The 11,807-nt window shown below is 61.1% G+C and carries 10 protein-coding genes; 5 read left to right on the top strand and 5 right to left on the bottom strand.

Annotation, left to right across the window (positions count from 1 at the left end):
* Nucleotides 1-15 precede the first annotated feature (15 nt).
* Complete coding sequence (gene ybiB, locus ACK13D_RS09590) at nucleotides 16-984, top strand: DNA-binding protein YbiB (protein WP_010254284.1); 969 nt, start codon at nucleotides 16-18, stop codon at nucleotides 982-984.
* A gap of 1 nt (nucleotide 985) precedes the next feature.
* Here ybiB and ACK13D_RS09595 read toward each other — a convergent pair whose 3' ends face one another.
* From ACK13D_RS09595 to hutH, 3 genes are all read right to left on the bottom strand, one after another.
* Entirely contained in the window at nucleotides 986-2,143 is a 1,158-nt protein-coding gene (locus tag ACK13D_RS09595) for a M20 aminoacylase family protein (RefSeq protein WP_191921145.1), read from the bottom strand.
* Between the two features lie 200 nt (nucleotides 2,144-2,343).
* Nucleotides 2,344-4,029, bottom strand: a complete 1,686-nt coding sequence (gene hutU, locus ACK13D_RS09600) for a urocanate hydratase (protein WP_033757077.1) — start codon at nucleotides 4,027-4,029, stop codon at nucleotides 2,344-2,346.
* A gap of 15 nt (nucleotides 4,030-4,044) precedes the next feature.
* Nucleotides 4,045-5,595: a histidine ammonia-lyase gene (gene hutH / locus ACK13D_RS09605; protein ID WP_191921146.1), complete on the bottom strand. Its 1,551-nt coding sequence runs from the start codon at nucleotides 5,593-5,595 to the stop codon at nucleotides 4,045-4,047.
* Nucleotides 5,596-5,921: 326 nt separating this feature from the next.
* On the opposite strand from hutH, the gene hutC reads away from it, so the two are divergent.
* Nucleotides 5,922-6,677, top strand: a complete 756-nt coding sequence (gene hutC, locus ACK13D_RS09610) for a histidine utilization repressor (protein ID WP_010254300.1) — start codon at nucleotides 5,922-5,924, stop codon at nucleotides 6,675-6,677.
* On the opposite strand, the gene ACK13D_RS09615 is transcribed toward hutC, so the two are convergent.
* Complete coding sequence (locus ACK13D_RS09615) at nucleotides 6,661-7,203, bottom strand: HutD/Ves family protein (protein WP_191913751.1); 543 nt, start codon at nucleotides 7,201-7,203, stop codon at nucleotides 6,661-6,663. The genes hutC and ACK13D_RS09615 overlap by 17 nt on opposite strands.
* Entirely contained in the window at nucleotides 7,200-8,555 is a 1,356-nt protein-coding gene (locus ACK13D_RS09620) for a formimidoylglutamate deiminase (RefSeq protein WP_418796244.1), read from the bottom strand. The genes ACK13D_RS09615 and ACK13D_RS09620 overlap by 4 nt, the downstream gene beginning before the upstream one ends.
* A gap of 81 nt (nucleotides 8,556-8,636) precedes the next feature.
* On the opposite strand from ACK13D_RS09620, the gene hutI reads away from it, so the two are divergent.
* The 3 genes from hutI (at nucleotide 8,637) to ACK13D_RS09635 (ending at nucleotide 11,807) form a co-directional block, all read left to right on the top strand.
* Nucleotides 8,637-9,854 (top strand): imidazolonepropionase, encoded by a 1,218-nt coding sequence (gene hutI, locus ACK13D_RS09625; protein ID WP_031293039.1) that lies wholly within the window; start codon nucleotides 8,637-8,639, stop codon nucleotides 9,852-9,854.
* Nucleotides 9,851-10,642, top strand: coding sequence for an N-formylglutamate deformylase (hutG, locus tag ACK13D_RS09630; RefSeq protein WP_346556292.1), 792 nt, complete (start codon nucleotides 9,851-9,853; stop codon nucleotides 10,640-10,642). Before hutI ends, hutG begins: the two co-directional genes overlap by 4 nt.
* Nucleotides 10,643-10,958: 316 nt before the next feature.
* Nucleotides 10,959-11,807, top strand: coding sequence for a transporter substrate-binding domain-containing protein (locus tag ACK13D_RS09635; protein ID WP_256844524.1), 849 nt, complete (start codon nucleotides 10,959-10,961; stop codon nucleotides 11,805-11,807).

Consider the following 11,807-nt stretch of genomic DNA (forward strand, 5'->3'; position numbering starts at 1 on the left):
AACCGGAAGCGAGTGATGGAACTGAATAAAATCATTAAAGAGATTGGTCGCGGTAAAAATCATGCCCGCGATATCGACTTTGATACTGCCGTGGCGCTTTATGGCGCGATGCTGGCGGGCGAAGTGCCGGACCTGGAGCTGGGCGGCATTCTGATTGCGCTGCGTATTAAAGGCGAAGGCGAAGCGGAAATGCGCGGCTTTTATCAGGCGATGCAGGCGCAGATGATGCAACTGCAGGCGCCGGAAAACCGCCCGATGCCGGTTGTGATCCCCAGCTACAACGGTGCACGCCGACAGGGCAATCTCACGCCGTTGCTGGCGCTGCTGCTGGTGAAACTTGGCTTCCCGGTGCTGGTGCATGGCGTCAGCGACGACGCGACGCGCATCACCAGTGAAGCGGTGTTTGCCGCGCTGGGTATTACCCCCGTCACCACCGCAGAGGCGGCGCAGGCAAAACTCGATCAGGGCGAACTCGCCTTTATCACCATCGATCATCTCTGCCCGCCAATGGCGAAACAGCTGTCGCTGCGCTGGCGAATGGGCGTGCGTAACAGCGCGCATACGCTGGCAAAACTGGCGACCCCGTTTGCCGAACGTGCGGCGCTGCGTCTGTCGAGCGTTTCGCACCCAGAGTATGTACCGCGTGTGGCGAAATTTTTCAGTGACATCGATGCGCCTGCGATACTGCTCAATGGCACCGAAGGGGAGGTCTATGCCAATCCACAGCGCTGCCCGGCGATCAGCATGATTCAGGGCGCAGGCGCGGAAGCGGAAGTGTGGGTTGAGCGTCAGCCCGAAGTGGCCGTTGAACTGCCGGCCGATAAGACGGCAGAGGTAACCGCGCGCTGGATTGAGCAGGTGCTGAATCAGCAGCGGCCGGTGCCCGCATCACTGCGACTTCAACTCGCCTGCTGCCTGCGCGCCAGCGGCCAGTGCGACTCGCTGGCGGCGGCAGAGCAGCAGATCCTCGCCGCCGGTTACTGACTCAGGCTGCTGGCAGCGCCTGTTCAACCAGGTTCTGCCAGAAAGTAATGCCAATTGGCAGCAGCGCGTCGTTGAAGTCATAGCGGGCGTTGTGCAGCGGGGCGGAAGGCGTGTCGCCATCCGCGCCCAGCCAGAAGTAAGCACCCGGACAGGCCTCCATCATGCAGGCAAAATCTTCAGACGCCATCGACGGATTAACCTGCCACTGAACCTGTTCGGCCCCCAGCGTCGCCAGCGCCACCTCGCGTACCTGCTCAGCCGGGGCCGCATGGTTGGCGGTCACCGGATAGCCCGGTAACCACTCAATCTCACCGCTGACGCCAAACGGACGTGGCAGGGTAGCGACAAACTCATCAATCAGCCCGCGTACTTTTTCGCGCACGCTGGTCTGCAGGCAGCGCACCGTGCCGCGCAGCACAATCTGTTCCGGGATCACGTTGATCGCTTCGCCACCGTGGATCTGCGTCACGCTGACCACCGCCGAGGCGAGCGGCGAGAGGCGACGTGACGGAATCGTCTGCAGCGCCAGAATCAGCTCGGCCGCCACCACCATCGGATCGGCACCGCTTTCCGGCATCGCCGCGTGGCAGCTTTTGCCGTGCAGGGTAATCTCAAACGAATCCAGCGACGCCATCATGGCGCCAGGGTTAACCGCCAGTGACCCCAGCGGCAGCCCCGGCCAGTTGTGCATCGCATAGATCGCATCCATCGGGAAGCGCTGGAACAGTCCCTCTTCCACCATTTTGCGCGCACCGCCCAGGTTCTCTTCGGCAGGCTGAAAAATGAAATGTACCGTGCCGCTGAACTGGCGTGTGGCGGCCAGCTGTCGGGCGGCGGCCAGCAGAATGGCGCTGTGACCGTCGTGCCCGCAGGCGTGCATCACGCCGGGAGTGACGGAGCGCCATTCAGTGTCGCCTTTTTCCGTAATCGGCAGCGCATCCATATCCGCACGCAGCCCGATAACCGGGCCGGGACCGTTTTCCAGCGTGCCGAGCACGCCGGTGCCCGCCAGACCACGAAACACCTGCAATCCCGCCCGCTCTAACTCATCAGCGATAAACTGGCTGGTTTGCTGTTCCTGGTAACCTAATTCGGGGTGGCGATGAAACTCACGGCGCCAGCGCAGGGCATCTTCAAGCAGGGCAGGGGAAAGGGTCATGCAGAGTCGCGCTCCATACAGAATGAGAAGATTTCACTTTAGAGGTCGGGTGGCGCTGCGTCTATCGCCGGCAGGACGAAATCTGGCTATAGGCTAAATCAAAATGGAATAAGTAATAAGGAAGTGATGTCCGGGCAGGGCTTCAGAAGGGAAAAACGCGAAGAAAACGGGGCAAGTCGCTGCCCGCCCCGTTCAGCGTATTACTTCTGCATCGGCAGGTTCAGTTCATGCTCTGCCGCGCAACTTTGTGCCAGCTCATAACCCGCGTCGGCATGACGCATCACGCCGGTGGCCGGGTCATTCCACAACACCCGACCCAGACGCGCATCCGCCTCTTTGCTGCCATCACAGACAATCACCATACCGGCGTGCTGCGAGAAGCCCATACCGACACCGCCGCCATGATGCAGGCTGACCCAGGTCGCGCCGCCTGCGGTATTCAGCAGCGCGTTGAGCAGCGGCCAGTCTGAGATCGCATCCGAGCCATCCTTCATCGCTTCGGTTTCACGGTTAGGTGAGGCAACCGAGCCGCAGTCGAGATGGTCGCGGCCAATCACCACCGGCGCTTTCAGCTCGCCGTTGCGCACCATTTCATTGAACGCCAGACCGGCAAGATGCCGTTCGCCCAGTCCCAGCCAGCAGATACGTGCTGGTAGTCCCTGGAAGGCGATGCGCTCCTGCGCCATATCCAGCCAGCGATGCAGCGTTTTGTGGTGCGGAAACAGTTCTTTGAGTTTTGCGTCGGTCTTGTAGATATCTTCCGGATCGCCGGACAGCGCCACCCAGCGGAACGGGCCTTTTCCTTCGCAGAACAGCGGACGGATGTAGGCCGGTACAAAGCCAGGGAAGTCGAAGGCGTTGCTGACACCCTCATCCAGCGCGACCTGACGGATATTGTTGCCGTAGTCCACGGTCGGGATGCCCATATGACAGAAGTCGAGCATTGCCTGCACGTGGACCGCCATTGAGGCACGCGCCGCTTTCTCCACTGCCTTCGGCTGTGAGACGCGCTCCTGCTGCCAGCGCGCCAGATCCCAGCCAGCCGGCAGATAGCCATTAATCGGATCGTGTGCCGAGGTCTGATCGGTCACGATATCCGGTTTTGGCCCGCCCGCCCGGGCGCGTTTCACCAGCTCCGGCAGGATCTCGGCGGCATTGCCCAGCAGCCCGACCGAAATCGCTTTTTTCGCCGCGGTCGCTTCGCTGATTAACGCCAGCGCTTCATCCAGCGTGGTGGCTTTGTAATCTACATAGCGGGTACGCAGGCGGAAATCGATGCGCGACTCCTGACACTCAATCGCCAGCACACAGGCCCCGGCCAGAACGCCCGCCAGCGGTTGCGCGCCGCCCATGCCGCCCAGCCCGGCGGTGAGGATCCAGCGTCCGCTGAGGTCGTTGTTGTAGTGCTGACGTCCCGCTTCCACGAAGGTTTCGTAGGTGCCCTGCACGATGCCCTGCGCGCCGATATAGATCCAGGAACCGGCGGTCATCTGGCCGTACATCATCAGGCCCGCTTTATCCAGCTCATGGAAGTGATCCCAGGTCGCCCAGTGCGGCACCAGATTGGAGTTTGCCAGCAGTACGCGGGGTGCATCCGCATGGGTGCGGAAGATGCCGACCGGCTTGCCGCTCTGGATCAGCAGGGTTTCATCCGGCTGCAGTGCCCGCAGCGAACGCAGGATCTGCTCGAAGCACTCCCAGTTACGCGCCGCCTTACCGATGCCGCCGTAAACCACCAGATCTTCCGGCCGCTCGGCAACATCGGGATCGAGGTTGTTCTGAATCATGCGGTAAGCGGCTTCAATCAGCCAGTTGGCGCAGTGCAGCGTGGTACCGTGAGGCGCGCGAATTTCACGTGCCACAGCCTGAGAAAGAGTTTCGCTCATGAAAGATTCCTTAATTCAAGAAGTTGGGCGCATGCTCGGCAGCAGCGCGGTCAATGCCTGAGGCCAGTCAGTGCGACTTGCCCACTGACGCATTGCCTCGATATCGGGAGCCAGCAGGCGATCCTCCTCAAGGAAGGCGACCTGCTCGCGAATGGTGTCGATGGCCTGCTCAATCAGCGCAGAGCTTTTCAGCGGCCGGTTGAATTCAATGCCCTGTGCGGCGGCCATCGCCTCAATGCCGACTACCGCGGCGCTGTTAAAGCACATGCTGCCGAGACGGCGGGCGGCGTAGGTTGCCATCGAGACGTGATCTTCCTGATTAGCGGAGGTCGGCAGGCTGTCGACGCTGCCCGGATGGGCCAGCGATTTGTTCTCAGAGGCCAGGGCTGCGGCGGTCACCTGGGCGATCATAAAGCCGGAGTTTACGCCGCCGTCGCGCACCAGGAAGGGCGGCAGGCCCGACAAGCCGCTGTCCAGCAGCAGCGCCAGCCGTCGCTCGGAGATGGCCCCGACTTCGGCAATCGCCAGCGCCAGGATGTCCGCAGCAAAGGCCACCGGTTCTGCGTGGAAGTTGCCGCCGGAGATCACATCGCCGCTGTCACTGAACACCAGCGGGTTGTCAGAGGCCGCGTTCGCTTCGATTTCCAGAATCCGCGCGGCGTGGCTGAAGTTGTCCAGGCAGGCACCCATCACCTGTGGCACGCAGCGGATGGAGTAGGGATCCTGAACGCGGCCGCAATGTGTATGCGACAGCACTATTTCACTGCCCTCAATCAGGGTGCTGACGGCAGCGGCGACCGCAATCTGACCACGCTGACCGCGCGCCTGATGGATACGGGCGTCGAACGGTTTTAGCGAGCCTTTAATCGCCTCCAGCGACAGCGCACCGGCCATCAGACCAGCGGCAAACAGGTTTTCACCCTCAAACAGGCCGCGCAGCGCCAGCGCAGTTGAGACCTGGGTGCCGTTAAGCAGCGCCAGTCCCTCTTTCGGGCCGAGTACAAACGGCGACAGGCCCACGCTTGCCAGGCCTTCGGTGGCCGGGATCAACTCACCCCTGAGCCGGACCTGACCTTCGCCCAGCAGCATCAGGGACATGTGCGCCAGCGGTGCCAGATCGCCGGAGGCACCGACCGAGCCTTTTTCCGGGATGCAGGGCATGACTCCCGCATTGAACAGCGCCAGCAGCGCCTCAACCAGTTCGATTCGCACGCCAGAGTGACCGCGTGCCAGGCTGATGATTTTGGTGGCGACCACCAGGCGGGTAACATTGTCGGGCAGCAGATCGCCCAGCCCGACGCTGTGTGACAGCACCAGATTACGCTGCAGATCCGCCAGCCGACTGGCCGGGATTTGCGTCTGCGCCAGCTTGCCGAAGCCGGTATTAATGCCATACACCACGTTGCCAGAGGCGACAATCGCATCCACGGTCTGCTGCGCCGCCGCAATCGCCTGGCGCGCGGGCTCATCAAGCGTCAGCGTGACGTTGCCCTGATAGATAGCGCGTAATGTGGCGAGGTCCACCTCGCCTGGCACCAGGCGCAAAACCTGAAACGAACCTGACATAGTCTACTCCTGTCTATACAAGTGTGCTGGTGTGGCTAAACTGCTCTCCTTGCCCTGATCCAGCGGAATAATACGAGTGAAACATAAGCGTTAATTCTTGTCTATGCTTGTCTATACAATCAAAGGGAGCAAGCAAGTGCCGTGCCAGGCCGATCACAAAAATCGATTGCCCGTCCGCTGCGGGTTGACTATTTAGCGCTACTCAGAGGCTGCACCATCAGGATGCGCAGGCTGCACCATTGGGGCACCGCGCAGCGTACTGGATGTATATACATTCACACGATGAGACAGTAAACTTAGGGGACTTTCAGCATAAGGAACAGCAAATGGTTGAGCATACGGCACTGGCACAACTGGCGGCGGCAATGAGCGATGAGCCTGCCCCGATTTATCAGCGGGTGAAGCAGGCCATCGTCAGCCAGATCCGTGAAGGGTTGTGGAAAGCGAATCAGCGTGTGCCATCAGAAAGTGAACTGGTGAATGAACTGGGCGTCAGCCGCATGACCATTAACCGGGCGCTGCGTGAACTCACCAGCGAAGGCTTTCTGGTGCGGATGCAGGGCGTTGGAACCTTTGTGGCGGAGATGAAAGGCTACACCGCCATGCTGGAGGTGCATAATATCGCCGATGAGATCGCTCAGCGCGGCCATCAGCACAGCTGCAAAATTCTCGCCATCGGCCAGGACAAAGCCGATCCTGAGCAGGCGGCGGTGCTGGGACTGACCACCGGGCAGACGCTTTATCATTCGCTGATTGTGCATTACGAAAATGATCTGCCGGTGCAGCTGGAGGACCGTCTGGTCAATCCGCTGGTCGCGCCCGATTACCTGACGCAGGATTATCAGCAGATGACGCCTTACACCTATCTGATGCGCGTCGCGCCGCTGACGGCGGGCGAGCACATTGTTGAAGCGGTGTTGCCCGATGCGCGTCAGCGTAAACATCTGTCGGTGGATGAGCACGAACCCTGCCTTCTGATTCGCCGTCAGACCTGGAGCGACACTAAAATCGTGACCTATGCGCGGCTGCTCTATCCCGGCTCACGTTACAAACTACTGGGCCGCTTCAGAGGACACGGTTAAGACGGGTAAACAGCAGCCGGGCATCGGTATCGCACGGGCTGAGTGCTGTTTCTTCATCGACCCACCACGCGCCCTGCTGCGCGGTCAGCCGTTCCCCGTCAGCCGTCTGCCAGGCGCCGGTCAGCACCCACGCGACGCCATGCAGAGTGCTGACCGGCGTGGTCACCACCTCCACCGCTGCATGCCATTCCCCGCGCCGCGTCATAATATTAAAATCTTCGCTGACGCTGCCCTGCAGCTTTGCCGTTAAGGCGAGTTCGCCGGCAAACGCCCAGGGCTGCTGAGGTGTCAGTAAGTGCTGCACGCCCGGCGCGGTGAGCAACACCGGATCGCCATGCAGCAGGGTAATCACCCGATCAATGTCAGGAAAGGCTGAGAAGGGACCATCCTGCGCCAGCGTCGCAATGCTGGCGCGCCAGCCGAAGCGCTCCTCGCCGGGTGGAAAGCTGATGATTTCGCGGGTTTCGCCGCCGCCGTTGCGCCAGCGGCTGACCGCCAGCTCCGCGTATGTGAACCTTGCGATCATCGCAGCGTCTCCATCGCCTGAGCAAAGCGGGCGGCACACGCCGTCTGGTGCGGATGCACCCCATCTTCTACCACGGCTTTACCCGCCACATAAACGTCCCGAATCTGATCGCGTTGCCCGGCAAAGAGCCAGCGGTTGAGGACGGCGTGCGACCCGACGCTGCCGAGCCACGCCTCATCCCGCAGCACCAGCCAGTCGGCACGTTGTCCCACCGCCAGCGTGCCCTGCTGAATGCCACACGCCTGCGCACCGCCTGCTGCTGCCTGTTGCCACAGCAGATCGCCTACCGACGGCTGGCCGGGCAGGGTAATCCGGTTGCGACGCTGGTCGCGCAGTCGCTGAGCATACTCCAGCCAGCGCAGCTCTTCCTGGGCGCTCAGCGAGACGTGACTGTCAGAGCCGATGCCCCAGCGTCCGCCCTGCGCGATGTACTCCACTGCCGGAAAGATGCCGTCACCGAGGTTGGCTTCGGTGGTCGGGCAGAGACCCGCCACTGCGCCGCTGCGGGCGAGACGCGCCAGCTCACTCTCATCCAGATGGGTGGCGTGGATCAGGCACCAGCGCGCATCCACCTCAAAGCGGTTCAGCAGCCAGGCCACCGGACGCTCGCCGCTCCACGCCAGCGAGTCATTCACCTCTTTCTGCTGTTCAGCCACATGGATATGTACCGGCAGTGTCAGATCACTGGCCGCCAGCACGTCCTGCATCTGGCTTTCACTCACCGCCCGCAGTGAATGGAAACAGAGGCCACGGTTCAGCAGTGGCCTTTGCTGCTGCCACGTATCAAGCCGCGCCTGCTGTTGCAGATAGCGGTCGGTCTGCTGGATAAAACGCTTCTGACCCGCCGACGCTGGCTGGCTGCCGAAGCCGCTGTAGCTGTAGAGCACCGGCAGCAGCGTCTGGCCGATACCGGCGATCTCCGCCGCTTCAATCAGCTGTTGCAGCATCGCATCATCACTGTAGGGCACACCCTGTGTGTCGTGGTGCAGGTAGTGAAACTCTGCCACCTGGGTGTAGCCGCCTTTCAGCATCTCGATGTAGAGCAGGGCGGCAATATCGCCCACCTGTTGCGGCGTCAGGCGCTGCACCATGCGGTACATCAGATCCCGCCACGTCCAGAAACTGTCCTGAGGATCGCCCGCTACTTCAGCCAGACCCGCCATGGCACGCTGGAAGGCGTGCGAGTGCAGGTTGGCGATTGCCGGGATCACCTCGCCGTTGAGCCGGATAGCCTGATCAGCGTGGCTATCCGGAGTAATAGAGTCGATAAAACCGGCCTGATTGACCGTGATACGCACCTGCTGCTGCCAGCCCTCCGCCAGCAGGGCACGCGAGGAAAAAAAAGTCGCCATGGTTGATCCTCATCGGATGTGGTTGTATATACATATACATACTTTGAGGCACAGTGTAAACGGCGGAGGCATGAGGCAGCGATGGCAGAAGAGATGCGCGTAGAGACGGTGTGGACCGGGGCTGACCTGGTCACCATGCGTGACGGAAAGTACCATCTTATCCCGCAGGGGGCGCTGGTGGTGCGGGCGGGCAGGCTGGTGTGGGTCGGGCCGCAGGCGGAGATGCCCGCGTTCGTCGCCGATCAGCATCATCATCTGCCGGGCGGCATCGTGACCCCGGGGCTGGTGGATTGTCATACCCATCTGGTGTTTGGCGGCGACCGCAGCCAGGAGTTTGAACAGCGCCTGAATGGCGTCAGCTATGCAGAGATTGCCGCGCAGGGCGGTGGCATCCTCTCAACCGTGCGCGCTACCCGTGCCGCCACTGAAGAGGAACTGGTGGCATCGGCTCGCTGGCGGCTAAACCGCCTGCTGGCCGAGGGCGTCACCACCGTGGAGATCAAGTCCGGCTATGGCCTGGATGAAGAGAGCGAACTGCGGATGCTGCGGGCGATTCGTCAGCTGGGAGAGAGCGTAGCCGCTGACGTCCGTGCCACCTGTCTGGCGGCACATGCTTTTCCGCCGGAGTTTAAGCACGACCCGGATGGCTGGGTTGATATCATCTGCGAACGGCTGCTGCCGCAGGTGCAGGCACTGGGACTGGCGGATGCGGTGGATGCGTTCTGCGAGCATCTCGCCTTTTCACCGCAGCAGGTAGCGCGGGTGTTTGACCGGGCAGTGGCGCTGGGCATGCCGGTGAAACTGCATGCGGAGCAGCTCTCGGCGTCAGGTGGCGCAGCACTGGCGGCCCGCTATGGGGCGCTCTCTGCGGACCACCTTGAATATGCCACCGAGGAGGATGCCAGAGCGATGGCACAGCATGGCACCGTGGCGGTACTGCTGCCTGGTGCATTTTATCTGCTGCGGGAGACGCAGCGTCCGCCGGTGGATCTCTTCCGGCGCTATGGCGTGCCGATGGCGCTGGCCAGCGATGCCAATCCCGGCACCTCGCCTGCGCTGTCGCTGCGTCTGATGCTTAATATGGGCTGTACCCTGTTTGGCATGACGCCGGAAGAGGCGCTGGCGGGCGTCACGCTGTGGGGGGCAAAAGCGCTGGGGCTGGCTGACAGTCACGGCTCGCTGGAGGCGGGAAAAGTGGCGAACTTCGTTCACTGGCCGCTGGCCCGTCCGGCAGAACTGGTTTACTGGCTGGGTGGTGAACTGCCCTGTACCGTTATCTATCGTGGAGAACCGCAATGAACCCTTTCCATTTTACCCAGGGCAGTCTGCCGCTGCTGGTCAGCATTCCCCACGCCGGTACCGAGCTGACGCCCGACGTGGAAGCCGGACTGAGTGAGGCAGCGCGCGGCTTACCCGACACCGACTGGCATATTCCCCTGCTGTATGATTTTGTGCGTGATCTCGGAGCCAGCGTGTTAATCGGCCGCTACTCCCGCTTTGTGGTCGATCTCAATCGCCCGCCCGATAACCAGCCGCTCTACACCAGCGCCACCACCGGCCTGTTCCCGGAAACACTGTTCGACGGTACACCGACCTTTGCACCAGGCAAAACACCCGACGACACGGCGCGTCAGGGCTACATCAATCAGATCTGGCAGCCCTATCATCAGCAGATTCAACAGGAGCTGGCGCGGCTCAAAGCGCAGCATGGCTATGCGCTGCTGTTTGACGCCCACTCTATCGCCAGTGAAATTCCCCGCCTGTTTGACGGCCGTCTGCCCGATATCAACATCGGCACCAACGACGGCGCAAGCTGCACGCCTGCAATGAGTGCGGCGCTGGAGGCCGTGTGCGCGGCGCAGAACGACTACAGCTGGGTGATTAACGGGCGCTTTAAAGGTGGTTACATCACCCGTGCCTACGGTCAGCCGCAGCAGCAGATTGAGGCGGTCCAGCTGGAGCTGGCGCAGCTCAACTACATGGATGAAACCCCACCTTACGCCTGGCAGCAGGCGCGTGCCGCCCGGTTGCAGAACGTGCTTAAGGCACTGATCCACGCCATGCTGGCGCAGGCTAAACCGCAATAAAACTCACCAGAGCGATGCGCCACTCCGGTGCATCGCTGCCCTGCTTAAGTGCAGCGGCGGGCAGGTCGCCTGCCCGCTCCCAGACTACCGCCGCTTTTTTTCCACTTCTGCAGAGCTGGCATAACCTTTGCTTGGTTGTATGTACAAGTGCAGCAGCACCGCCATCTGCGTAATAAATTCTGTCTGGCTCACAAAACGATAAAGCCGGCAATGAACTGCGCTGCGTTAACTTGTATATACATGACATATCATCCTGTGAAATTTATGTTAAATCTCGTCAGGGCGATCATCAGACCGCTACTTTCAGGAGAACCGTATGACGCACCCTCTGACTCTTCGTCGTTTATGTCTCACTACGCTGGTTTCCAGCCTGCTGCTCTGTGGCGTCAGCGCCCAGGCCAAAGAGTGGAAGTCGATCACCATTGCCACCGAAGGCAGTTATGAACCCTGGAACCTCACCCTGCCAGGCGGCAAACTGGGCGGTTTTGAACCGGAGCTGATGGCCGATCTCTGCCAGCGTATGGCAATACAGTGCAAGCTGGTGGTGCAGAACTGGGATGGAATGATCGCCGGTCTGAATGCCGGAAAATATGATGTGATCATGGATGCAATTGTGATCACCCCCGAGCGCAAGAAAGTGATCAATTTCACCGTGCCCTACGCCTCAACGCCCGCCACCTTCATCACGGTGAAAGGGTCGTTGCTGCCTGCCGACAGTAAGATCATCAAACTCACCGACGATGAGAAAACCGTGGAGCCTGCCATCGCACCCCTGAAAGCGGCGCTGAAGGGCAAAACCATCGGTATCGCCTCCGGCACCGTCTACACGCCGTTTATCGACAAGTACTTCAAAGAGGTGGCGGATGTCCGTGAATACACCAGCTCAGCCGATGCGATCCTCGATTTGCAGGCGGGGCGAATTGACGCAGTGTTTGACGATGTGACCTTTGCGCAGTCGATGCTGGCGCGACCGGATAACCGTAACCTCAGCTTTAGCGGTCCGCAGCTGGGCGGCTCAATCTGGGGTGAGGGCGAGGCGATGGGCGTGCGCATGGCAGACAACGATCTGAAAGCCCGGCTGGATCAGGCGATCAAAGCCGCGCTGGCCGATGGCACAGTGAAAAAGCTGAGCGAGAAGTGGTTCAAAACTGACGTCACACCCTGA

The sequence above is a fragment of the Pantoea sp. K16 genome (assembly GCF_048452805.1).
In the GTDB taxonomy this organism is placed as follows: Bacteria; Pseudomonadota; Gammaproteobacteria; order Enterobacterales; family Enterobacteriaceae; genus Pantoea; species Pantoea agglomerans.